This window comes from Pseudoalteromonas sp. SR41-1 (assembly GCF_014164015.1).
GTDB lineage: Bacteria > Pseudomonadota > Gammaproteobacteria > Enterobacterales > Alteromonadaceae > Pseudoalteromonas > Pseudoalteromonas distincta.
The window spans coordinates 32,517-57,772 of record NZ_JACJEK010000014.1 but is presented as its reverse complement, the minus strand read 5'-3'; the positions used below and the strand labels follow the sequence as shown (position 1 = coordinate 57,772).

23 protein-coding genes are annotated in these 25,256 nt (G+C 39.4%); 17 read left to right on the top strand and 6 right to left on the bottom strand.

What is annotated here, in order from left to right:
- Window positions 1–2: 2 nt before the first annotated feature.
- Window positions 3–1,082 (bottom strand): FecR family protein, encoded by a 1,080-nt coding sequence (locus tag H5118_RS13335; protein ID WP_024603563.1) that lies wholly within the window; start codon window positions 1,080–1,082, stop codon window positions 3–5.
- Complete coding sequence (locus tag H5118_RS13330; RefSeq protein WP_002961494.1) at window positions 1,079–1,645, bottom strand: RNA polymerase sigma factor; 567 nt, start codon at window positions 1,643–1,645, stop codon at window positions 1,079–1,081. The genes H5118_RS13335 and H5118_RS13330 overlap by 4 nt, the downstream gene beginning before the upstream one ends.
- A 374-nt stretch (window positions 1,646–2,019) precedes the next feature.
- On the opposite strand from H5118_RS13330, the gene H5118_RS13325 reads away from it, so the two are divergent.
- Window positions 2,020–2,535 carry a DUF2937 family protein gene (locus tag H5118_RS13325; RefSeq protein ID WP_182749091.1) on the top strand — a complete coding sequence of 172 codons (516 nt, stop codon included), beginning with the start codon at window positions 2,020–2,022 and terminating at the stop codon, window positions 2,533–2,535.
- Here H5118_RS13325 and H5118_RS13320 read toward each other — a convergent pair.
- Window positions 2,515–3,402, bottom strand: coding sequence for a LysR family transcriptional regulator (locus H5118_RS13320; protein ID WP_002961497.1), 888 nt, complete (start codon window positions 3,400–3,402; stop codon window positions 2,515–2,517). The two genes, H5118_RS13325 and H5118_RS13320, sit on opposite strands and share 21 nt — an antisense overlap.
- Window positions 3,403–3,524: 122 nt before the next feature.
- Between H5118_RS13320 and H5118_RS13315 the strand changes: the two genes are divergently transcribed.
- From H5118_RS13315 to H5118_RS13280, 8 genes are all read left to right on the top strand, one after another.
- Complete coding sequence (locus tag H5118_RS13315; RefSeq protein ID WP_182749089.1) at window positions 3,525–4,175, top strand: peroxiredoxin-like family protein; 651 nt, start codon at window positions 3,525–3,527, stop codon at window positions 4,173–4,175.
- Window positions 4,175–4,942 (top strand): haloacid dehalogenase type II, encoded by a 768-nt coding sequence (locus H5118_RS13310; RefSeq protein ID WP_182725170.1) that lies wholly within the window; start codon window positions 4,175–4,177, stop codon window positions 4,940–4,942. The genes H5118_RS13315 and H5118_RS13310 overlap by 1 nt, the downstream gene beginning before the upstream one ends.
- Window positions 4,943–5,162: 220 nt before the next feature.
- Window positions 5,163–5,771 (top strand): PilZ domain-containing protein, encoded by a 609-nt coding sequence (locus H5118_RS13305; protein ID WP_002961502.1) that lies wholly within the window; start codon window positions 5,163–5,165, stop codon window positions 5,769–5,771.
- A gap of 57 nt (window positions 5,772–5,828) precedes the next feature.
- On the top strand, window positions 5,829–6,884 hold the full coding sequence (locus H5118_RS13300; protein WP_182749087.1) for an agmatine/peptidylarginine deiminase: 1,056 nt from the start codon (window positions 5,829–5,831) through the stop codon (window positions 6,882–6,884).
- Window positions 6,881–7,774, top strand: coding sequence for a carbon-nitrogen hydrolase (locus H5118_RS13295; RefSeq protein ID WP_182749085.1), 894 nt, complete (start codon window positions 6,881–6,883; stop codon window positions 7,772–7,774). The genes H5118_RS13300 and H5118_RS13295 overlap by 4 nt, the downstream gene beginning before the upstream one ends.
- 59 nt (window positions 7,775–7,833) lie before the next feature.
- Window positions 7,834–11,307 (top strand): transcription-repair coupling factor, encoded by a 3,474-nt coding sequence (mfd, locus tag H5118_RS13290; protein WP_182749084.1) that lies wholly within the window; start codon window positions 7,834–7,836, stop codon window positions 11,305–11,307.
- Window positions 11,307–12,143, top strand: a complete 837-nt coding sequence (locus H5118_RS13285) for a peptidoglycan binding protein CsiV (protein ID WP_182749082.1) — start codon at window positions 11,307–11,309, stop codon at window positions 12,141–12,143. The genes mfd and H5118_RS13285 overlap by 1 nt, the downstream gene beginning before the upstream one ends.
- Before the next feature lie 19 nt (window positions 12,144–12,162).
- Window positions 12,163–12,417 carry a lipoprotein gene (locus H5118_RS13280; protein ID WP_024597375.1) on the top strand — a complete coding sequence of 85 codons (255 nt, stop codon included), beginning with the start codon at window positions 12,163–12,165 and terminating at the stop codon, window positions 12,415–12,417.
- Between the two features lie 54 nt (window positions 12,418–12,471).
- Here H5118_RS13280 and H5118_RS13275 read toward each other — a convergent pair whose 3' ends face one another.
- The 3 genes from H5118_RS13275 to H5118_RS13265 form a co-directional block, all read right to left on the bottom strand.
- Window positions 12,472–13,824, bottom strand: coding sequence for a hypothetical protein (locus tag H5118_RS13275; protein WP_002961512.1), 1,353 nt, complete (start codon window positions 13,822–13,824; stop codon window positions 12,472–12,474).
- A gap of 104 nt (window positions 13,825–13,928) precedes the next feature.
- Window positions 13,929–16,616: a TonB-dependent receptor gene (locus H5118_RS13270; RefSeq protein WP_182749080.1), complete on the bottom strand. Its 2,688-nt coding sequence runs from the start codon at window positions 16,614–16,616 to the stop codon at window positions 13,929–13,931.
- A gap of 622 nt (window positions 16,617–17,238) precedes the next feature.
- A complete protein-coding gene (locus H5118_RS13265) occupies window positions 17,239–17,664 on the bottom strand; it encodes a hypothetical protein (protein WP_039490088.1) in 426 nt (141 codons plus the stop codon).
- Window positions 17,665–18,004: 340 nt separating this feature from the next.
- Here H5118_RS13265 and ccoN point away from each other — a divergent pair, with 340 nt between their 5' ends.
- The 8 genes from ccoN (at window position 18,005) to H5118_RS13225 (ending at window position 25,201) form a co-directional block, all read left to right on the top strand.
- Window positions 18,005–19,438, top strand: coding sequence for a cytochrome-c oxidase, cbb3-type subunit I (gene ccoN, locus H5118_RS13260; RefSeq protein WP_002961515.1), 1,434 nt, complete (start codon window positions 18,005–18,007; stop codon window positions 19,436–19,438).
- Window positions 19,439–19,450: 12 nt separating this feature from the next.
- The gene (gene ccoO / locus H5118_RS13255; protein WP_165723947.1) at window positions 19,451–20,125 is read left to right on the top strand and encodes a cytochrome-c oxidase, cbb3-type subunit II; all 675 of its coding nucleotides are present in this window, start codon (window positions 19,451–19,453) and stop codon (window positions 20,123–20,125) included.
- Window positions 20,126–20,131: 6 nt separating this feature from the next.
- Window positions 20,132–20,317 carry a CcoQ/FixQ family Cbb3-type cytochrome c oxidase assembly chaperone gene (locus H5118_RS13250; RefSeq protein ID WP_024597380.1) on the top strand — a complete coding sequence of 62 codons (186 nt, stop codon included), beginning with the start codon at window positions 20,132–20,134 and terminating at the stop codon, window positions 20,315–20,317.
- Entirely contained in the window at window positions 20,314–21,348 is a 1,035-nt protein-coding gene (ccoP, locus tag H5118_RS13245; RefSeq protein WP_039490091.1) for a cytochrome-c oxidase, cbb3-type subunit III, read from the top strand. Before H5118_RS13250 ends, ccoP begins: the two co-directional genes overlap by 4 nt.
- Before the next feature lie 149 nt (window positions 21,349–21,497).
- Window positions 21,498–21,989, top strand: a complete 492-nt coding sequence (locus tag H5118_RS13240) for a FixH family protein (RefSeq protein WP_002963075.1) — start codon at window positions 21,498–21,500, stop codon at window positions 21,987–21,989.
- Window positions 21,990–21,997: 8 nt separating this feature from the next.
- The gene (locus tag H5118_RS13235; protein WP_182749078.1) at window positions 21,998–24,373 is read left to right on the top strand and encodes a heavy metal translocating P-type ATPase; all 2,376 of its coding nucleotides are present in this window, start codon (window positions 21,998–22,000) and stop codon (window positions 24,371–24,373) included.
- Window positions 24,370–24,537, top strand: coding sequence for a cbb3-type cytochrome oxidase assembly protein CcoS (gene ccoS, locus H5118_RS13230; RefSeq protein WP_002963071.1), 168 nt, complete (start codon window positions 24,370–24,372; stop codon window positions 24,535–24,537). The genes H5118_RS13235 and ccoS overlap by 4 nt, the downstream gene beginning before the upstream one ends.
- Window positions 24,530–25,201 (top strand): sulfite exporter TauE/SafE family protein, encoded by a 672-nt coding sequence (locus H5118_RS13225; RefSeq protein WP_182671756.1) that lies wholly within the window; start codon window positions 24,530–24,532, stop codon window positions 25,199–25,201. Before ccoS ends, H5118_RS13225 begins: the two co-directional genes overlap by 8 nt.
- The last annotated feature ends 55 nt before the right edge of the window (window positions 25,202–25,256 follow it).

The window sequence follows — 25,256 nt, the reverse complement described above, 5'->3', positions numbered from 1 at the left end:
ACTTATGATTCTGTATGGTGTTTTAGCGTTACTACATGCTCACCTAAACGCTCATGATCAATCGAAAAGTTAGTTTGTAAACTTTCTAGTAAACCTTCAACGTCACCGGCTTTAAATACTCCAGCCACTTTAATACTGGCAAGCTCAGCTGATGAAAGCTCAAAACGTGTGGCTGTATAGCGGCTTACTTCATTTAAAGCATCGCTTAGCTCTTCTCCATTAAAAATAAGCATCCCGTTTTGCCATGCCAAATCGCGTTGTACGTCGTTCATTGAAAGCTGCGTAATTGGTTTTGTAACACTTTGCTCAATAACTGCTTTTTCGCCTGAGGTAACAATATTGGCATTAATTTGACGAATTTTTTTCGTGCTATTATCTGCAAGTTGATAATCTTTAAAGTCATTTGCATCAACCGCTACACTTGGATCGGTGATCATCACTTTGCCTTCAGTAACCACCAGCTCTAAATCTGATGATGTATTGCGTTGTACATTAAATACCGTGCCTAACGCGGTAAAACTTTTATCACCAGCCATAACACTAAACGGACGCGTGGCATCTTTTGCTACATTAAAGCGCCCTTCTCCACGACTAAGTAATAACTGCCTGCGGCCTTTACTATAAGCAACTTCTAGTAAGCTATTAGTATTAAGCTGCACTATGGTGCCGTCTGGCAATACATACGTTGCTTGCTCACCTACTTTTGTTTTGTAAATTTTAGTGTAATTAACTTTTGCAAGCTCTTGGTTGTAGCCATTTTCTAAGTTAATTAATAAGTAGCTGCATACCATTAACGCTGCAAACAAACTCGCTGCAATTGAATAAGAAAACATCCACTTGTTTTTTGATGTTTTAGTATTGTTGCGCTGAGGAAATAAATGACTTAATTCGTTTAATACTGAAAGCTCATCCCAAAGCTGAGCAAGCTCGTATATAGAGTCTTGATGTGCGGTGCTTTGCATCATCCATAATTTAAATTGCTCTTTTTCATCATCAGTTAAACCACGATCAATCGCGCTTATCCAATCACATGACTTTTCTAAGATTAAATCTTTTGAATTAAATTGATGAACATTACTCATTCTGCGACCCTCTTAACTGATATAGGATGTGCCTGAGCTTTAGGGTTCGTTTGAGGGCTTTGCTCATGTTCACGCATGTATAACATGGTTTGTAACAATCCTTTGGCAATGTGTTTTTCAACAGTGCTTTGGCTTAACTGCATTTGGTCTGCTATCTCTTTTTGGCTCATACCGTAAACTTTTTTTAATATAAAGCATTTACGAATCGATGAGCTTAGTTGCTCAGTAGCTCTACAAAAAAGTAAAAAACGCTCTTTAGATGTGTATTCGTCTTCGAGCTTCATTGATTTGAGTAATACGGGCAATTCGTTATCGTTTTCTAACGAATCATTAAATTTATTGTCCCACTTAGCTATATGGTTGAGTGCTAGATGTTTTGCTGTTTTTAGCATATAACTGCGGGTAAACTGGATGTCTTGTTTTAAATCAGCTTCATAGCTTTTTACAAAAGTTTCTTGCACAATATCTTCTACATCGTCGGGTTGAACAATGCGCGATACAAAACGTTTGAGCTGTTTAGAAATATCAACAAATGTTGACGTGAACTTTACTTTTTTCGTCATCCTTAACATCCACCTGTTGTTATTTTTATTATTAGGGCGTGTTGGCCTTTCGTGGTTGAATTTGCAGCAGTACGTTTGGTATTTAGGCAAGGTAGAGCCTATGTAGTGTGGTTATTCCCCATAAATAGGTGATAACGCAGCATAAATACCATACATGCGCTGCCCTTTGAGCTCGATCTAGGAACGATTAACTCTTTGTTGCTCGGTTTTGACTTAGCCCGCTAGGTTACAAACCTCGCGCCGCGATTAAATCGTACCTAGATTGAACAAATTTCAATCCACAAAGGTAAACACGCCCCAATAGATTACGAGTTTTTGACATAAAAACAAGCTCAAATGTTAATTCTGGGTTATTTAAATGCATAGGAAGATAAATGAGTAAACTTTTAGATTATATACGACTTAGTTTCTTTGCATTCGGTTTACTACTTGGAGTGCAAATTCCTGCATTTGTAAGTGACTTTGGCCAAGCATTAGCAGCCCAGTTAATTGAAGCTAATAATGCCGTTGCGCCTTTTAAAAACGATGCAGCTAAGTATTTCAATAATGATTTAAATAAGCTAATAAGACACTATCAAAATATTGATGATGAAATTGTGAACAAAGGGGCAAGTAATATCAGTACTCTTTACGAGCGACAGCAAGATTTACAGATAGCCGTAAATAGGTTTGAGAAATCTCCGTATATATTTACTATGATCAGTGGCATGAGCGATATAAAACAACAAGTATGGCAACGCTTTGAAGGTCAAATCATTTTGAAAAAAGACTCTATTATAGCCGCCATTGTTGCAGCCATAATTGTTGCCTTGCTTGCAGAGCTTACTGGTTATTTGTTTTTAACTGGAGTAAAACGCTCATTTAAACGCTTATTCGCAGCTCAAAAATAGTGATTTCATAAAATCATAAAATACATCGGTTTTGCGGGTTGTTAAACTATTTTGCGGACGTAAAAACCAAACCGGTGCATCATCTTGTGCCATTACCCCAGGCATAACTTCAACCAAAATACCGTTTTTAAGATCTTCATTAATCGCTATTTTTGATTTAATAGCAATACCATGACCTGCAATGGCAGCTTGTGTCATATTATCAGAGTTTGAAATAGTAAAACGAGTTTTAGCATTAAAGGTATGTATTTTTTTGTGTTCGTCAAAAAGCTTTAACTGGCGTTGCCACGGCAGGCAAACCCAATAATGCTCACTCAATTGCGTTAAATTTTCAGGCATGCCGTACTTTTCTATATAGCTAGGGGCTGCACACAGTATGCGACTATTGTTTACGATTTTACGAGAAAGTAATCCTGAGTCATTTAATTTTCCCACCCTAATTGCAACATCTTGCGCGTCATCAACTACATTTACAAAATGATCCGTTATTAAAAAATCAAGCTTTAGTTCAGGGTAAGCTTGCTCAAACTCATTGAGTTTAGGCATTACGTATTTTGAAAAAACCCAAGGCGGCATGGTCACGCGTAGTAAACCACTCACCGATGAGCTGCGCGCGCCAATACTATGTTCAGCATCGTGAAGGGCTTCTATTATAGCCCCCACACGCGTATAAAATATTTCACCTGCGGGAGATAACCGTACTCGCCTGCTATCTCTAAAAACAAGTACTGTAGCAAGCTCACGCTCTAGTTTACTTAAGCGATGGCTCACCGTTGCAGGCGATAAACGCTGCTCGCGGGCAGCAGCAAGTACGCCCTTGTTTTCAACTACAGCTATAAATGTTTCTAGGTCGCTTAAATTATACATAAAGATGCCATTGTGCACTTTTCAATGTTTAATATTTTCGAATGAAGCTTTCAGTATTGCAATGTTTATTTAAATATCTAAAACACTATAATTGCAAATAGTCTAATTATTGAGGTTCAATCATGAGTTTAAAAGCGCAAATAGATGCCTATAACGTACAAAAAGATGCCAAATTGCCAGCTGACGTTTTGGCACTAATGAACACTACAAACGAAGAGCTAATTGCACAGCATATAAAAGACAATGCATTGCAAATTGGTCAAAAAGTAGAAAACTTTAGCTTAGCCAACCATAACGGCGAAAACATTGAGCTTGCAGATTTACTAAAAAAAGGCCCGGTAGTTATTAGCTTTTATCGTGGTGGCTGGTGTCCATATTGTAATTTAGAACTAAAAGCACTTAACGACTACTTACCACAATTTAAAACTCAAAGTGCTCAGTTAATCGCAATATCACCACAACTACCTGATGAAACTCTCTCAACTGCACAAAAAAACGACCTTGAATTTGACGTGCTTTGCGATGTGAGCAATAAAGTAGCTGAGCAATTTGGTTTATTGTTTACACTTGATGAGCGTATTCAAGCGTTATATACACAATTTGGTATTGATTTTGAACACTACTACGGCGATAAAAGCTTTAAATTACCGCTACCGGCCACCTATGTGATAAACCAAAAAGGTGTTATTACATACGCATTTTTAAGCGAAGATTACACCCTACGCGCAGAACCTATTGATGTTATGACAGCACTTGAATCGGAGAATAATTAATGTCTATTTTAAAATCGTTAAAAACACTTACTCTTTCACTACTCGTGGGCACAAGCCTTGTATCTGGTTATGCAGTCGCTGATGAACCAAATGAACAAGCAAAACCTAAAGTGCTTATTTTTGATGTAAACGAAACCCTACTTGATTTAACGTCAATGCGTACCTCTATTGGTAAAGCGCTAGGCGGACGTGAAGATTTATTACCACTGTGGTTTTCAACCATGCTGCATCATTCATTAGTAGATACAGTAAGCGGTAGTTATCACGACTTTGGGCAAATCGGTGTGGCGTCACTTCTTATGGTTGCTCAAAACAACAACATTGATATTACAAGTGAACAAGCTAAAACAGCTATTGTTACGCCTCTTTTAACGCTTCCGCCACACAGCGATGTTAAAGAAGGACTGGCAAAACTCAAAGCACAGGGCTATAAGTTAGTAAGCCTTACAAACTCTTCAAACAAAGGTGTAAAGGCACAGTTTGAAAGCGCTGGTTTAATGTCTTACTTTGATGCGCGTTACAGCATTGAAGATATTAAAATTTACAAACCAGACTTACGTGCGTATGAGTGGGTACTTAAAAAGCTAAACGTAGCACCAAATGAAGCAATGATGGTTGCAGCCCATGGTTGGGATGTTGCTGGTGCAAAAGAAGCTGGCTTACAAACCACTTTTATAGCACGCCCAGGTAAAGCACTTTACCCATTAGCTAAAAAACCAGATCACGTTGTGAAAGATTTACATGAATTAGCCGCTCTACTTAAATAAGTACACGCTGATGAATCAATACCCAAGCGGCCAATGTTAGGATGACATTGGCCGCTTTTTTATAACTAACCCTAAATATGTCTTAGTGTATTTATTTTCATAATCAGTATGCTAAAAATCGAATTTAAACAAAGCATTTAGACCGCTATGCGTTATTTTATCTGCTAGCAATTTAGTACTCACAACGCTACTATTAAATAAATACGTGGTGGAGAACATAATGAATAGTGAAAGATTAGGTGAGTTTGAGCAGTACTTTCAAATTAATGAAAGTATAAGAGTAAATTTATTCCCCGTATCAAACGGACAAGTTCCTAAATCGCAGCTTGAGCTTGAAGACGACATTCCCCCACTATTTAGATTAGCAAATGAAGTAAGTGAGCTTGAACAAAGCTCGTTACGCCCACTGCGTAACTTAGGCGATATAGCACAAGAGCTAGCTACTTTTTTACAAGCGCAGTCACGTAAAATAGATTTAATAATGAGCCATATTTTGGCCTCAGAACAAGCCCAAGATAACGCAATACAATGTGATAGCTACGGCGGTGGCGGTATTCGTTTTACATCACCTGAAGTACACTCAATTGGCCAAGCATTTAGAACCAAACTGTTTTTGCACCACGAGGCCTCTGCGGTTTATTGTTACACCGAAGTTGTGGCAGTAGAAAAACAAGATAGCGAACACTACCAATACACTATGCTCTTTACCGCAATTAGAACCACTGACCAAGAACTTATTGTTAGAGCGAGTTTACATGCTCAAACCCGCCAACTTAAAAAACGTCAAGAACTTGATCAAAACCAAGGCGACCTAAACAGTGATAATTAGCTGACATCTTTATGTAAAATGCTAAACTAGCGCCATCTTAATTAGTATATAAAATTCATGAACTTTAGACTTTTACCAGAATGGGCCGAGCAAGACGCTGTTATGCTTACATGGCCTCACAAAGACACCGATTGGGCCGACAACTTAACGCGTGTAGAACCTGTATATATTGAACTTGCTAAACACATAACAACGCAGCAACAGCTTGTTATTGTGGCGCATAACAGTGCCTTAAAAGTGCATATTACAGCATTACTAAATAGTGCTAACGTCTCTCTTAATCGTGTTCATTTTGTAGTAACGCCTACTAACGATACCTGGGCGCGCGATCATGGTCCGCTTACTTGCGCCGCTATTGATTCAACAGAACAATTAAAAGTATATGATTTTACTTTTAATGGTTGGGGCAATAAGTTTGAAAGCACATTAGACAATCAAATTAATCGTACTTTGGTAAAAGAGCTAAGTAGCACAAACAACCAATATCAAGCGCTCGATATGGTACTTGAAGGTGGCGGTATTGAAATAAACGAGCACGGTGTGTTGCTAACAACCAGTGAGTGTTTGCTTAATAAAAACCGTAACCCTGATTTAAACCCAAATGATATTGAAGCACTTTTGAAAGAGCACTTAGGCGCGACGAGTTTTTTATGGGTTGAACATGGCTATTTAGCGGGCGATGACACCGACAGCCACATTGATACCTTAGTGCGTTTTGCACCAAATAATACCCTTGTATATGTGCAGTGTGACGATAAAACTGATGAGCACTTTAGCGCACTTGATGCGATGGAAAAACAACTAAAAACCTTTAAAACTGCCGATAACACCCTATATAACTTAATTGAGTTACCGTGGCCAAAAGCCGCTTATGACGATGAGCAAACACGCTTACCGGCTACCTACGCTAACTACTTAATTATTAATAATGCTGTGCTTGTGCCAACGTATAATGATGCCAATGATGAGCGTGCTCTTGCGCAAGTTCAAAAAGCATACCCACAACACACTATTATTGGCGTAAATTGCCAACCAATTATTGAACAATTTGGCAGCCTACACTGTATTACAATGCAATTACCTCGTGGATTTTTAGCTGGAGCAGCACAATGACAAGCCCTGCAAAATTAACCGTTGCGTTAGTGCAACAAAGCAATAGTGATAACGCTCAGGACAATATGGCAAAATCAATAAGTGCCATTCGTGAAGCCGCTCAAAAAGGTGCAAAACTGGTTGTACTCCAAGAGCTACACCGAAGCCTCTATTTTTGCCAAACCGAAAATGTTGACGTATTTGATTTAGCCGAAACCATTCCAGGCCCTAGCAGTAATGCCTTAGGTGAGCTTGCTAAAGAGCTAAGCATTGTTATTGTCGCGTCTTTATTTGAAAAGCGCGCTACGGGCCTTTATCACAATACTGCAGTTGTATTAGAGCAAGACGGCAGTATTGCAGGTAAATACCGCAAAATGCATATTCCTGATGATCCAGGTTTTTACGAAAAATTTTACTTTACCCCAGGTGATATCGGTTTTGAGCCTATTCAAACCTCGGTGGGTAAATTAGGCGTGCTAGTATGTTGGGATCAATGGTTTCCTGAAGCTGCACGTTTAATGGCAATGGCTGGCGCTGAGGTATTAATTTACCCAACCGCTATCGGTTGGGATCCTAACGACGACATTGCTGAGCAAACTCGTCAAAAAGATGCGTGGGTTATTAGCCAGCGTGCCCATGCTGTTGCCAATGGCGTGCCGGTAATTAGCTGTAACCGCGTTGGCCATGAAAGTGACCCTAGTGCGCAAAGCGATGGTATTTCGTTTTGGGGCAATTCGTTTATTGCAGGCCCACAAGGTGAACTATTAGCAGAGGCTAATAATACTGATGAGCAAATTTTAGTAGTAGAAATTGATCAAAAACGCTCAGAAAACGTAAGACGTATTTGGCCTTTCTTACGTGATAGACGAATTGATCACTATAAAGACCTAACAAAAATATACCGAGACTAAGTAACCTTAACTCAAGATGGCTCTTACTTGCTAAGAGCCAACTATAAATGGAGTAATAAATGGCGTTTGAGCAATGGGCAGCCTTGCCTTGGGTAAAATCTCATAAAGATAAAATTCAATGGGGCCAGCTAAGCGGAAGTGGTTTAAGTATTGCTATTGCTGAAGGCGTTAAACAACAAGATAACTTAGTCTTAATTGTTACGCCTGATACACCAAGTGCACTGCGCCTTGAAACAGAATTAGAATATTTATTACCCGATAACCCAGTCATGGTATTTCCTGATTGGGAAACTCTGCCATACGATCATTTTTCTCCCCATCAAGATATTATTTCAGCCCGTTTGGCCACTTTAAACACCTTAAAAAAAGAACAACAAAGTGTGTTAATTGTACCTGTATCTACCTTAATGTTGCGCACAGCCCCGGCCTCGTTTATTTACGGTTCGACAATAAACTTTAAAGTGGGCGACAAACTAGACACTCATAACTTTCGTGACAATTTAGAGCAAGCTGGTTATTTAAATGTTCAACAAGTAATGGAGCACGGCGAATACGCTATACGCGGCTCTATCGTTGACTTATACCCAATGGGTAGCCCGCATCCATTTAGACTCGACTTTTTTGATGACGAACTCGATACCATTCGCTTATTTGATGTAGAAACACAGCGCTCTGATGAAAAAGTAGATAAAATTGAGCTACTTCCAGCACATGAATTTCCTACTAACGACGCTGATATTGAACGTTTTAGAATAAGCTACCGTGAAAAATTTGGTGCAAGCTCGCAGCAAGACTCTGTATACATGCAAGTAAGCAAAGGTAACTGGCCTGCCGGTATTGAATACTACATGCCGTTGTTTTTTGAAAAGCTCGCGACTATTTTTGACTACCTGCCAGATACAACAACCGTTATGCAGCTGGGTGATTTAGAGCACGCGGCAGATAACTTTTGGCACGATGTAAATGTACGCTATGAAAACCGCAGAGTTGACCCACTTCGTCCATTACTAGAACCCAATGCGCTTTATCAGCCAATTGAAGAGCTGTTTTCTAATTTAGGCAATTTTGCACGTATTAGATTATCCCTTGCAAAGCTTGGTACTAAAGCAGGCAATAAAAACTTAAGCGTTAGCGAGCTGCCTGCCATTCGAATTGATCATAAACAGCATGAACCTTATGGCGCGTTTATAAATTATGTAGCAGAGCAAAAAAAGAAAAAAGGCCGCATATTACTCAGTGTTGAATCGGACGGTCGTCGCGAATCATTGCTGAGCATTTTAAAACCAAGCGGTTTAAAATTTAAAGAATTTGAAACACTCGAACAATTTATAAAAAGTGCAAGTGACGTAGGCTTAATAGTAAGTCCGCTCGAGCAAAGTGTAGTACTTGGCACTAAACCAAGCCTTTCTATTATTACCGAGCAAGAACTGCTTGGCATAAAAGTATCTCAGCGCAGACGCCGCAAGCACAAGTACGAAGCCAGCCAAGATGCGCTAATTCGTAATTTAGCCGAGCTTAAAGAAGGTCAACCTGTTGTGCATCTTGATCACGGTGTTGGCCGTTATCAGGGGTTGCAAACAATTGATGCTGCAGGTGTAGTTACTGAATTTGTAACAATTACTTACGCAAGTGAAGCTAAATTGTACGTGCCAGTATCTGCATTGCATATGCTTAGTCGTTACTCTGGCGGTGAAGAAGCCAGCGCCCCGCTGCATAAGCTTGGCTCAGATGCGTGGGAAAAAGCAAAAAAACGTGCGGCTGAAAAAGTTCGCGATGTCGCCGCAGAGTTACTCGACATTTATGCTCAGCGCCAAGCAAAACCTGGTAATAAATTTACCCTAGACGCCCCTGCATATCGCCAATTTAGCGATAGCTTTCCGTTTGAAGAAACTGACGATCAGCGCAACGCCATAGAAGCCGTATTAGGTGATATGCAATCAAAACAAGCGATGGATCGTTTAGTGTGTGGTGACGTAGGCTTTGGTAAAACAGAAGTGGCCATGCGCGCTGCTTTTGTAGCAGTTAACGATGATAAGCAGGTAGCTATTTTAGTGCCCACCACCTTGCTCGCTCAACAACACTATGAAAACTTTAAAGACCGTTTTGCTGATTTTCCTATTGAAGTAGGTGTGCTTTCGCGCTTTAACTCCACTAAAGAGCAAAAAGACACACTTGAAAAAATGGCCAATGGTAAGCTCGATATAGTTATTGGCACACATAAACTTATTCAACAAGACATTAAATTTAACGATTTAGGCTTGTTAATTGTTGATGAAGAGCATCGCTTTGGTGTTCGCCAAAAAGAGAAAATTAAAGCACTGCGCGCCGATGTAGACATACTCACACTGACTGCAACGCCAATACCTCGTACACTCAACATGGCCATGAGCGGCATGCGCGATTTATCGATAATCGCAACGCCACCGGCTAAACGTTTAGCGGTAAAAACCTTTGTACGCCAACGCGATGTAGAACTAATACGCGAAGCGGTACTGCGAGAAATTAAACGCGGTGGCCAAGTTTACTTTTTACATAACAACGTAGAAACTATCGAGCGTGTTGCACAAGAAATTAGTGAATGGGTACCTGAAGCCAGTGTGACAACAGCCCATGGCCAAATGCGCGAGCAAGAGCTTGAGCAGATAATGACTGACTTTTATCATCAAAAATACAACGTGCTGGTATGTACCACGATTATCGAAACCGGTATTGATGTGCCTACGGCTAATACCATAATTATGGACAGAGCAGATAAACTTGGCCTTGCCCAGTTACACCAATTACGTGGACGAGTTGGTCGAAGCCACCATCAAGCATATGCCTACTTACTAACAGGTGATCCTAAAGCGCTTTCTAAAGATGCGAGTAAACGCTTACAAGCAATTGAATCATTAGAGGACTTAGGTGCAGGTTTTGCCCTCGCTACACACGATTTAGAAATTCGTGGTGCGGGTGAGCTACTTGGCGATGATCAATCAGGCCAAATGCAAACCATCGGGTTTAGTTTGTATATGGAAATGCTCGAACAAGCCGTAAATGCGCTGCGCGAAGGTAAAGAGCCAACGCTTGAAAACCTACTTCAAAAACAAACCGAAGTAGATTTAAAGCTGGCTGCATTATTACCTGATGACTACATACACGATGTTAATGCACGCTTGGGTATGTATAAGCGCATTGCAAGTTGTGCTAACCTTGATGATATGGATGAACTACAGGTAGAACTAATAGACCGCTTTGGTTTATTACCTGATGCTGCTAAAAACCTATTTAGCCTACAATTATTAAAAATGAAGGCTAGTAATTTAGGTATAACTAAAATTGAGGCAAATCCAAAAGGTGGTTACTTTGAGTTTAGCCAAGATACCAAGGTTAACCCTAGCTTCATCATTGGCTTGATACAAAGTGCGCCTAAGGTGTACAAAATGGATGGCGCAAATAAACTGCGCTTTGCAATTAGTGAGGCAAATGCCCGCGAACGCTTAAAAATGGTCACTGCAATGATTGCAGATTTCGAAAAAAAGGTTAGCCATTAATGTTGCTAAAAAAATCGCTTATTGTTTTATGCTGCTTATTTAGCAGCACTGCATTTGCAGAACGCTGGTTTGAGGTTGAGGTGCTTGTATTTAAACAGCGCCCTGCACCGTATTTACAAGAAGACTTTAGCCTTAAGCACAAAGCTATTGAAGATAAAAATACGCTAGACTTACTGACCACTCTTTACACTGAACAAGCAATGCAGGCCTGCATAGATGGCGATGAGCGTTTTCAAAAACGCACTTTTACTGATTCATTAGTTAATTCAAACCCGCAATCGGGTGTATGTGACAACAGTATTGACTACCTACAAAGCTACGATGAGCTACCTGTAACGCCTTTAGCACCCGCTAAAGATGATATGCAGCAAACTTATTTATTAGCGCCGCAACAGCTGCAATTTAAAGCGCAATATAGGCAACTAGACCGCAAAGGCTTAACACCTATTCTACACACTGGCTGGCGCTTTGAAGGTGCAAGCAAGTCACGCGCCCCAAGCATGCATTTAATAGCGGGTGAGCATCTTAAAAATGAACCCAATGTAACACCTAGCTATTCAAACCCTGATTTTGTAAGTTTATTAAATTCACAACCGGCACTATTTAACGACCCAGATCAACCAAAAGCAGAGTGGGAACTAGACGGTTTATTTAAGATACATTTACGACATTATTTATACATTACAGCTAATTTTGATATTAGCCAAAAGCTAGAAAACGGCGATACAGAGTCAGCCCGTTTCTCTCAGTTTAGACGTGTAATTAGTGGTGAAGTACATTACTTTGACCATCCACGAATGGGCATGATTGTCCAGATCAGAAAATTCAAACATTAATATTAAGTAGGATATAACAATGAAAAAACTCCTTATCATCGCAGCTACATTAAGCCTTGCGGCTTGTTCTAAGGTAAGTCTTGAAAATTATGAAAAAATTAAAGTAGGCATGGATAAGACTGAAGTTGAAACTATTTTAGGCAGTGCTGATAACTGCGTTGAAAAAACACTACATACTAACTGTGTATGGGGCGATGAAGCAAAAAATATCGAGATCACGCTAGTATCAGACAAAGTAACTTTATATAGTAAACATGGCTTAGCTAATAAATAAAGTGACCAAATGTTAGGGGCTGATTGTATCAGCCCCTTTTAAAATTAATTAAACTCATTTTTTGGAGTAGATAAGCTCAATATTAACGATTTTACTGCGATTTAACGTTATTTTATAGCGTTGATAAAGTATTTTATCTTCCTCAGTTAGCACAAGTACCATGTTTAATTGATAACGCCTTTCTACAGCCTGCTTAGAAATTTTATTACTGTCTAAATGATATAGCTTCCCTTCACCACGTTTTAAATAACGTGCAAATGGTGCAAGATTAAATTGTAGCGTGTGCTGTAGTGTATCGTAGCCGGGCAAAAATTCTTTCGCACTAACACGTGTCTCACTTGCAAAGTGTAACCACTGCGCAGCTTGTTTATTTTGTTGACGACGTTTTGAAAAAATAGATTTCACTTCTTTAGGTATTTTCTTAAAGCGCATGTATTCAAGCCAAATTAGCTGGCTCGCTACTTTATCTTTGGTAATACTATTTTTAAAACTAAATCGCCACTTAGGTCGCCCTTGTACAATGGCTCGCCAAATCATACGTGTAATATCTTCTTTAAATATTTCACGCAGCCCGTAAATAACTCCTAAAATTAAAATAAGCGTTGCGGTTACTTCCGTAAACGTTGAGCGGGCATTAAGTATTACAACCATCACAAATGCCATGATAACAGCTGTTACAGTGCCTTTAACTAATCGCTTAAGGTAGCTGTTAAGAAACCGCGTTTGACGCTGTAATATTACGCCGTGCTCAATTAAGCGTTGTAACAAGCGCATTTTATTTGTTATTCGATTTGCGTCTTGCATGGTTGTTTCAGAGTTGTAGCTTTTCTCTGCTCGATACGTATTTTCGCTTTTACAAAACTGCAGTAAATCGTTACGCTCTTTTGCATAATCGCTACTACGTGGGCCTTCATCTAAAAGCTTTAAAAAAGATTGCTCAACATGCCAACTTAAATAGTTATCAGCATTGGTAAAAAATGGCAGTAGTTTTTCGTCATCTGGTGTGTAGCGACGCAGCTTTTTTAAAAGCCCTTCGCTTTGCTCATATACCTCGTTAGCACGTTTATAAAAATCTTCTGCCTCATCAATTTTTAACGCGTCTTTTATATCGGCATCAAGGGCTAAACGTACTTGATAACAAAATAAATTAAGATTTTGCCGGTAATCTTGTTGCTCACCTTTGTTTTTACTAACAAAACGGCTTCTCACTAAAGGCAAATGTATATTGTTAGCGTTATACGCTAGGTGTGATTTAAAGTGGTTATTAAAGTAAGATTCTTCGGTAAGTGTTTGCGGATTAATCCCCATTTCATTAGGGATAGAAAAATACAGATCTATGCGCTGTTCAGAACGAGGTGTTAGTTCTGGTTCAATGACAAAAGATAAGTTTTCATCTTGTTTTAACAATCAGTTCTCCTTCTAAAATATCGTTTTAGTGTACTTGTCTCCTTTATTTTGTTCAATAAAAAAGGCTCAGTAAATACTGAGCCTTAATAAGATTAATGTGCTAGTTAAAGTTTAATATTGATACCAGCAAATAAACGACGACCTAATGTGTCATAAGTGTACGGGTCAGTATTAGAATCGTTGTTACCTGAGTAGTATGGTGGCTCTTTATCAAACATGTTATTAACGCCTGCAGAAACAGTTAACACGTCATTGATCATGTAAGAAGCGCTAATATCGTGATATACAATAGACGGTGTAGTAGGAGCTAAACACGTATCATCGCCGATACATGCAAAGCTATCCATTCCAGCAATATAACGAGCTTCATATGTAGCATCCCAGTTGTCACCTTTAACATTTAAGTTAAAGTTCGATTTAATATCTGCATAACCGCCGGCACCACCAGTGATGAAGCCTGAGTAATCGACTATTGCACCGGTATCAACAACATACTCATCTAAATAAGTTGTATCTAAGCCTGTTTTCCAGCTTAAACCTAATGCTTCAAATGCATAAGTAAGGTTTAAATCGACACCTGATGTTTTCTCAGAACCAATGTTACGTAATTGGTTGTTGAAAACAATACGGCCATCAGCTTGGAATACTGCAGAAGTACTTGTACAAATTGCATTAGTGCTGCTATTTGCGTTACCAATACATTGATCTACTACATATTGATTGTTGTAAGTAGAAATTGCATTCTCAATTTCAATGTCGTAATAATCTAGCGTCATTGAGAAACCATCAAACCACTCTGGCTCGTAAACAACACCAACGGTAAGCGTATCTGCTTCTTCTGGAGTTAAGTTACTGTTACCACCAACGGTTACTTCAGCTTGGCTGTCTGCACCAGGGTAACTAACTTGCTCGTATGATGGCGCGTTACCAGAATAAAGCTCATCAACTGTTGGGGCACGGAATGCTGTAGAACGAACACCACGTAGCATTAATTCGTCATTTACGCGCCAAGTTAAACCTAGTTTCCACGTTTCGTCTGAACCGAACGTACTATAATCGAATGCACGAACAGCTGCACTTAACTCAACTGCATCAGCAAAAGGTGCATCAGCAAGTAATGGTATAGCAAATTCAACATAAGCTTCATTTACATCAAAACCACCACTAGTAGCATCAACGCGAGGATCGTTACCTAACCCCTGCGCTGCAATTGAATCTGGTGTGTACCATGCTTTTTCTTGACGGCGCTCAACACCTGCTGCAAACGCAGCGTAACCAGCTGGCATTTCAAACATTTCGCCTGAAAGTGATGCTGCTAAAATAAATAATTGACTACCACCTGAATTTTGCTCTGTGTAAATGTAGTCTTGTACATTAGATAACGCCCAATCAGCTTCATCTAATGGATTAAATGTTCCCGCCGCAATTGCTGTATTTATTGCAGAAACATTGTGGAGGTTACTTAGTTTATCTACTGAATCATTGCGACCAAAGTTCGCAGAAAAATCCCAAGAGTAATCACTTATGACACCTTCTGCACCAACAACAATACGGACCGTATCTACTGTTTGAGATAAACCACGTGCACCACTTTCTGTCATACGACGACGATAACTAATTTCATCGCCGTAAGCATAATTCGTTGGTGTTGTAACATAATTGCCATCAGCATCTTCTACAAACGCACCATCAGCAATCTGACGTTTATCATACGTTTCGCTTAATAGACTATTACCCATGCTTTCATTATAGTTAAAACCAAAGTTAATTGGTTGTGGAGCTAATTGCTGCTCTGACCAACGTTTAGTGTATGTAAACTCACTAAAAAGGCTCGTATCATCGCTTAACTCATAAGTCCCCATGCCAGTAAGATTCAAACGTTCCATTGGCGTATATAAGTAACTTTGTTCTGCATAATTGTAAGCATCAGCTTCATCAGTGAAGCGGTGTAAACTACCACCACGGTTACTTAAACCGCTGTCGTTTGCTACACCTTGTTGCTCAACTTCGCCATCGCTGTTAGTAATACCCGCAGTGTTTACGTTATAAATATGGCCGCCTTCGCTAAATGATGAACCACCACAGAAAAGGCCGTTTTCACCTTCAAATAAAGGACAATTTGAAAATCCACGATCACCTTGGCTAGCTTCGCCACGATTCGTATATTGAGCACCAAAGACAATATTACCTTTATCGAATGAAGTACCCACTGTAAAGTCGATAGAAGTTTCTGATGCATCATGCTTTGATGTCATTGCAGAATTAACGTTTAAATCTAAACCTTCAAAATCATTTTTTAAAATGATGTTCACAACACCAGCAACAGCGTCCGTACCATAAACAGCAGATGCGCCATCTTTAAGTACTTCTATCTGTTTAATCATAGATACCGGGATAGTGTTTAAATCAACCGTAGAAGCTGCGCCTGTACCTGAGTTGATCATACGGCGGCCGTTTACAAGCACTAATGTACGTTGCGAACCTAAACCACGTAAATCAATTGATGCATTACCGCCAGAGCCGTTATTTACGCCTGGATTAGTCATAGCACCGCCAGTAGCAGTCATTTGCTGAAGCACACTATCAACTGATGTAGCACCAGAAGCTCTGATTTCATCTGCACCAATAAGTGTAACTGGGCTAGCGGTTTCCATGTCAGAACGCTTAATGCGAGAACCCGTTACTTGAATTTTTTCGATTGCTTTTGCTGAGTCTTCAGCAGCAAGAACTTGCACACTTGAGAACATTGGAAATGCTGCGATTACAGCTAAACCAAGAGTTGATTTTTTCATGAAAGAACCCTACTTGTTGGAAATTTACCTTTATTGGTAATGCTCACTTTTTATTTAGAATAGTGAGTCAGGTGGGCAACTTAGGCGCCTTTAACTGAACGAAAACTTAATGGCAGCTCATTTTATATCAATAAGCAAAATGAAATAACCATAATAGGTACATAGGTTACATTATGTTTCAGTGTTAATTAATAAATACACTTTAAAAACAACTTCTTGAAAAAACAAAGAAACATTATAAACACACCTGAAACCAAAGTGATTCACTTTGTAATCAAATGTAATTAACTGAGCTACGTACCAAAAACAGACAAATTAACAACTTAATCACAGCACATTATTAAAACCGCAAAACTAAATGTTAATTAATAACCATATTTATGCATGCTTGGTGCTTAAATAGTCTTATTTAGCCTCTTTAGAAGGTTTTTTGATTAGATTTTTTATTCAGTCGTAATTAAAGTTGAACTTTTTGAGAGCACTTATTCACTATTGAAGTTTTGTCAGTATTAAAACCTAAAAAGGCAATTTTATTGATCTTGTCACTCAAATAATCGTATGTATAAGAAAACGAACTCACATCAAAAATGTAAGCTGTATACAAGAGTTTGTAGTCGCAACTTTAATACGTTACGTAAAAAGAGTAATTGAGTGTTTGTATTACAGAGGTGGCATTATCTTTAACGGTTAGTTCTAAATTCCAAAGCATATTTTGCTCTGAACAAATACCAACCATAGTATTACTTTGCCAAAGATCATTATGTTTTTTAAATTTTTGGGGAATGTAACCCATGTACATAGTGATGCCTTTAAGCTTGGCATCTTCAATTGTAACGTTTGCAGGTAAGTCACTAAAGATAGTAAATGGGGTTTCGGGGGAAAGGGTTTTCTCGCTTAACCATACTTTAACATCATTTGAAAAAGTACAAGGCAAATTGGCTTCGCACTGGGCATTTTTAAGAAATTTTTCATCTGTATTTTTAGAAAAATCACACGCTGTTAATAAAAAAAACACCACAGTGAATAAACTTAACCTATATATAAGCATAACAATTTCGCACTAAAGAAAAGCAAATACTAATAATCGTGACTGTAAATAACAAGTGCGAGTGTTACTATTAGGCCAAATTAGGCACAAACTGTATCAAAAAATAAACAACAAGCTCACAAAGTTTGATTGATGTCATAATTTTATGTAATTGACCTATCTTTTTTAGGCCAAAAAATTTATCATTTCACCCGCAAAAAATAAGGGTTTCTCAAGTTTTTTTTCTGAAGTTTTCATGTATTGAAAGTTTTAGGTAACACGCTTGAGAAAAATAGTAGGCCCCACTTTTAATAGTGGGTAATTCATTTCTAAACGCATTTATTGCAGCGGAAGCCAGAAAATGAGCCAAACAGTAGCATCACAAACTGAGTATAACTATAAGGTTGTACGCCAATTCGCTATTATGACAGTGATTTGGGGCATCGTTGGCATGAGTATTGGGGTTCTGATTGCTGCCCAATTAGCTTGGCCAGCACTTAACTTTGATACACCATGGTTAACTTACTCTCGACTACGTCCGTTACACACGAACGCAGTAATTTTCGCATTTGGTACTAGTGCACTGTTTGCGACGTCTTATTACGTCGTACAACGTACTTGCCAAACGCGTCTTTTCTCAGACAAACTCGCCGCCTTTTCATTTTGGGGCTGGCAGCTAGTTATTGTATTAGCAGTAATTACATTACCACTTGGTATTACTAGCTCAAAAGAATACGCAGAACTTGAATGGCCAATCGATATTTTAATCGCTGTGGTTTGGATTGTTTACGCTATTGTTTTCTTTGGTACTTTAATCAAGCGTAAAGTGTCGCACATTTATGTTGCTAACTGGTTCTATGCTGGCTTTATTATTACTGTTGCAGTACTACACATTGTAAACAGCATGGCAGTGCCTGTGTCGTTAACTAAATCATACTCAATCTACGCAGGTGCGGTAGATGCTATGGTTCAGTGGTGGTACGGTCATAACGCTGTAGGTTTCCTATTAACTGCTGGTTTCTTGGGTATGATGTATTACTTTGTACCAAAACAAGCAGGTCGCCCAGTTTACTCATACCGTTTATCGGTAGTTCACTTTTGGGCATTAATTTCATTATACATCTGGGCAGGTCCTCACCACCTTCACTACACTGCGCTTCCTGATTGGACGCAAAGTTTAGGTATGGTTATGTCTATTATCCTATTCGTACCGTCTTGGGGTGGTATGATTAACGGTATTATGACCCTATCAGGCGCATGGCATAAACTGCGTACTGATCCAGTACTACGCTTCCTAGTTGTTTCATTGTCTTTCTACGGTATGTCTACGTTCGAAGGCCCTATGATGGCAATTAAATCTGTAAATGCGTTATCTCACTACACAGATTGGACGATCGGCCACGTACACTCAGGTGCACTAGGTTGGGTTGCTATGATTTCAATTGGTGCTATTTACCACTTAATTCCTGCGTTATTTGCGCAAGGTCGTATGTATAGCGTTAAATTAGTTAACACCCACTTCTGGTTACATACTGTAGGTGTTGTTTTATACATTGTTGCAATGTGGATCTCTGGTGTAATGCAAGGTCTAATGTGGCGTGCGGTAAATGCCGACGGTACATTAATGTACAGCTTTGTGCAGTCTTTAGAAGCGTCGCATCCTTTCTACATTATGCGTTTTGTAGGCGGTGTATTCATCGTAACAGGCATGTTAGTTATGGCTTATAACGTTTTCCGTACAATTTCAGCTGAGAAAGAATCTCTGAAGTTAGACGCGCAAGCACAATTAGCATAACGGAGTGAGATGATGAGCAATAAAAATTCACAAAACAAACATGAAATAGTAGAAAAGAACGTTGGCCTTATGGCTATTCTGACTGTTTTTGCTATCAGCTTTGGTGCATTAGTTGAAATTACTCCGCTAATGTTCCAAGACGACACAACTAAACCAGTAGAAGGCCTACGCCCTCTTAATGCTTTAGAAATGGAAGGCCGTGACATATATGTACGTGAAGGTTGTTATAACTGTCACTCACAAATGATCCGCCCTTTTCGTGATGAAGTTGAGCGTTACGGTCACTACTCTGTAGCAGGCGAATCAGTATGGGATCACCCTTTCCAATGGGGTTCAAAACGTACTGGTCCTGACCTTGCTCGCGTTGGTAAACGTTACTCGGACGATTGGCATTATGCTCACTTAGTTGACCCACGTGCTGTGGTTCCTGAGTCGAATATGCCAGGTTTTCCTTGGTTAGCAGAGGATAGGGTAGATACAAGCCTGACTCTGAAAAAACTACAAATTTTCCGTGATACTTTTGCTATTAACCCAGAAAACCCTAAACACCCGGGCCTAGGTTATGGCAGCGACGAAGAACTTAAAGCTGATGTTGAAAAAGTTAACGCTATGAATAACGGCGAAGGCGCAACAGAAATCCAAGCTCTAATCGCGTATTTACAGCAACTTGGTACCCACTTGAAGTAAATTATTATGGATTACGGAACATACAGAGGCATTTTGACTCTGGTAATTTTAGTATTGTTTATTGTGATTGTTGTATGGGCATACAGCAAGCGTAGCAAAAATCGTTTTGATAGCGCTGCTAATGCCATTTTTGAAGATGAAAAAAAACATAACAACACACTCTCTAACGAGGAAAAGGAGTCTGAAAAATGACTAGCTTTTGGAGTATTTGGGTTATTGTATTAACCCTTGCATGCTTATGCATCATCTTTGGCCTATTAGTTTGGAACTTAAAAAACTATGCTGGCGTAAAAGAAGGTGAAAGCTGTGGACATGAATTTGACGGCATTGAAGAGCTAAATAATCCACTACCAAAATGGTGGACTTACATGTTTTTCGCAACTTTTATTTGGTCAGTATATTACCTTGCAGCTTACCCAGGTTTAGGCAACTGGGAAGGTTTAGGTAAATGGACTAGTTCTAACCAAGGTATTACGTCTTTAGCTGAATCTAAAAAAGCAGTTGCAGAGGCCAAAGCAGAAGGTCGTTTTGTTAAACTTGATAAAGAGTATGAAGCTGCAGAAGAGCGCTTTGGTCCTATTTTTAATCGACTTGCACAAGTGCCGGTTTTAGATTTAGTTAATTCTAAGTTTGAAGGCGACGCAGCGCAGCAAGTTGCTCTAGAAAATGGTGACAAACATGAACAAACAGATGGTCAATTAGCCATCGAAATTGGTCAGCGTTTATTCTCACAAAACTGTGCGCAATGTCACGGCTCTGATGCACGTGGTGGAACAGGCTTCCCTAACCTAACTGATAAAGATTGGTTATATGGCGGTACACCAGACAAAATTAGAGAAACACTGCTTAATGGTCGTATAGCTGCAATGCCAGCTTGGGGCGATGCTCTTGGTGAGCAAGGCGTTAAAGAAATGACTGCACATGTGCTGAGCCTTTCTGGTCGTACTGTTAACCAAAAAGATGCTGCCGCAGGTAAAGCTAAGTTTGCAATGTGCGCCGCATGTCACGGTGCTGACGGTAAAGGGTCGGTTGCACATAACCTACCATTTGGCGCGCCTAACCTGACTGATAACATTTGGTTATACGGTGGTTCTCAACGTGCTGTTGAAGAAACACTTAACCACGGCCGTGCTGGTGTAATGCCTGCTTGGAAAGACATTTTAGGTGAAGATAAAATTCACTTATTAACAGCCTACGTTTACAGTTTATCGCAAGATAAATAAGCACGCGGTTAATAAAATGTTTATAAATTAATTTATTTAATTCAATAGATTAATCCAGATCAAAAAAGCCTCCAGTCGGAGGCTTTTTTTTAGTCTTTTACGTATAATTCCTATAAAATAACGCTTCCTAAACTAATTTTAGAGACACTATGCAACCTACTCCGTGGTATAAAAATTTTTGGCCTTGGTTTTTAATCTTTTTTCCGTTAGTTGCCATTATTGGCTGTATTAGCTTATTTATTACGGCAATAGGTAACGGCCCAGATATGGTTGTTGACGACTACTACAAAAAAGGTAAAGCAATAAACTTAGAACTGACTAAGTTTGAAAAAGCAAAAGCACTTTACTTACATGGCGAATTAAATGTAACCAACGAGCGTGTAAGCTTTAAGTTTACAAAAGGTGACAGTAGCAACGTACATGTTTTAAAACTTTCGTTTTACCACCGTACTATTAAAGCGCATGACTTTGAGGCAACACTTACGCCTAATGCCAATCAAGAATTTACTGCATTACTTGATAAGTATACGCCAGGTGCATATTCTGTATTTATTGAGCCAATTGATGGCAGCTGGAAACTAAAAGAAAACATTGTTCTACCGACGGCTGAAACCGTTTTAGTTACTCCTAACTATAAGTAATCATTACTATGTCTCACTCTTGCTTTCATTGCCTTGAAAGTGTGCCAAACGGATTTAGCGCAAACGTTATAATTGACGATATTGCCCAGCCAATGTGTTGCATTGGCTGCCAAGCAGTTGCGCAAAATATTGTTGATCAAGGTATGACTGATTATTATAAATACCGAACTGTTCGCGCAGGCAAGGTTGAGCAACTGGTACCTGAGCAACTCGCATTTATAAAAAGTTATGACAACGAAGACATTCAAGACGAATTTATAGCCACTAACGACAATATCTCAGAGGTATTGTTGAGTGTTGAAGGTATAACCTGCGCAGCGTGTGCGTGGCTTATCGAAAAACAACTCTTAAACTTAAATACTGTAAAACGGGTTGATGTAAATACTTCCACCAACCGCGCGATGATCCAATGGGATAAAACCAGCACCCCCTTGAGTGAAATTATTACTTCCTTAGCCAAAATTGGTTATAAAGCCTACCCATTTCAATCAGATACTGAAGCTCAACAAAAGCAACAAACTGCCAAAGCCTATATTCGCCGCTTAGGTGTTGCAGGCTTAATGACCATGCAAGTTATGATGTTTGCGTTTGCCATGTACTTTGGCATGTTTTCAGGCATGGACAGCAATTTTGAGCAGTATTTTAGATGGATCAGCTTAGTACTTGCCTCTCCGGTTATTTTATATAGCGCACTGCCCTTTTTAACCAACGCCATAAATGGCTTAAAAGCAAAACAGCTCAATATGGATTTACCCGTATCGCTGGCTATTTTTGGTGCGTTTGGCGCAAGTTGTTACGCCACATTTATGCAAGTCGGCGAAGTATATTTTGAATCTGTGTGCATGTTTACCTTTTTACTTTTATTAGGTAAGTACCTTGAATTTAGAGCGCGTTTAAAAGCGAGCGAATTTACTGCCAACTTACAAAAATTATTGCCATTAACAGCCCGCACCATTAACGACAGTGGTGAAGAACTTATAATTGCAGCCAAAAAACTAAAACTTAATGACGTAGTACTCATTAAAGCGGGTGAAACAATTCCTGCCGACGGCGAGCTTATAAAGGGTAAAACTACGGTTGATGAATCAATGATGACGGGCGAACACCAACCCGTTACAAAATTTATCGGTCACAATGTCTACGCCGGTTGCGTTAACCACGACGGCGTTATTGAAATAAAAATTAATAAAATTGGCCAAAATACCCTTTTAAATCAAATTATCCGCTTGCAACACAACGCATTAACTAAACGCCCTAAACTGGTTGAAATTACAGATAAAGTTGCGCAATGGTTTATAGCGTGCCTGCTTATATTTGCTTCACTTACAGCTATTGGCTGGTACCAAATTGACCCTGAACACGCATTTTGGATCACCATTTCGGTTTTAGTTGCTACCTGCCCATGTGCCCTGAGTTTAGCCATACCAACCGCACTTACATGCGCGGTTGCAACCTTGACCCGTAAAGGCGTATTAATAAAACAAGCGCATGTGCTCGAAACACTCTCACAAATTACGCTATTTGCCTTTGATAAAACAGGCACACTCACCCAAGGTAAATTTAGCCTAGATGAAGTAGATATACTCGATAAGCAATACACAAAAGCGCAAGTGCTAGATATAGCAGCTATGTTAGAGCGTTATTCTGAACACCCTATCGCCAGCGCATTTGATGAAATTACTCCTGCTCACCACAATCTTAATAACGTTGAAGTGCATCCAGGTCTGGGAATTAGCGCACAAGATGCAACTAATCATTATGCAATTGGTAAAAGTGGTTGGTTTGATAGCAAAAAATCAAATGCACAAGCAAGCTTGTATATAAATAAGCAGGTTGTTGCACGTTTTTACTTTATTGATAAAGTAAAAAACGATGCTAAAAAGCTTATAGACTCACTTCAATCGCAAAACTTAACGTGTCATATGTTAACCGGTGACGCGTCAGATGCTGGGCAAAAAGTAGCTAAACAACTTAACCTTGAAAGTGTGCAATCTGGGTGTTCGCCACAAGATAAACAAACAGCTGTTGAACAATGGGCGTCACAAAACGAAGTAGTTGCAATGGTCGGCGATGGCGTAAACGACAGCCCTGTATTTGCCAGCGCGCATTTATCCATTGCAATGGAAACCGGTGCTGACATATCAAAAAATAGCGCCGATGTAGTGCTCCTTAATAGCGATTTAGCTTCAATTGATCATTTACTCAATGTGGCAAAACAAACCAGACGAATTATTAAGCAAAACCTTGCGCTGTCTTTATTGTATAATGCATCCATATTACCATTGGCAGCGCTGGGCTTAGTCGCTCCGTGGATGGCTGTTATTGGCATGTCTGCCAGCTCAATTATTGTGATTAGTAATTCACTAAGGCTATTAAAGTTATGAGCATAATTTACATTTTGATCCCTATTGCCATTTTGTTTGTCATTATTGCTATAGGCGTTTTCTTTTGGGCCGTAAAAAGTGAGCAGTTTTCTGATTTAAATAAGCAAGGTCATAGTATTTTGTTTGAAGACGACAAAGAGCAACATAACAAAAGTAATGATTGACCCTCTTTACACCAGCGCATTTTTAATGGGGCTAATAGGTAGCGGTCATTGCATTGCGATGTGCGGCGGTATTGCAAGCTCATTACAACTGGCAAGTGATAAACGCAAAGCATTCACCTATTCATTTGCCTATAATACCGGACGTGCACTGAGCTACATGGCAGCAGGTGCACTTGTTGCTGGTATTAGCAGCCAATTTGCTAGGCAAAACACATCTTTTTCTTTAGCACTTTCATTCATTGCAGCTATTTTTATGCTCCTTGTCGGCGTGTATATAATGCGCTTAGGCCCTACGTTGCAATGGTTAGAAAAAATTGGTAAAACCTTAGTGTGGCAACACATTGTTAAGCTAAATAAATACTTAATGCCTATTAACTCACCATTTAAAGCCCTAGGTTACGGTGCTTTGTGGGGATGGCTTCCATGTGGACTTGTTTACTCAGCACTTACATGGGCGATGACTAGCCCAAGTGCCCTAGACGGTGCTTTAGTGATGCTTTGTTTTGCTTTGGGTACTTTCCCCGCAATGATCACGTTAGGCGTTACCGCACAAAAACTAAATAGTATTATTAACCACCCTTGGACCCGAATTGTATTGGGCAGTGTTATAATCTGGTATGGTATCTACTTATTGATAATTGCAACTGACAAGCTGATACAATAACCTATTCGCAGTATTAACCTTTTATGGTTATTTTGCAGTCGTGTGTATAAAAATT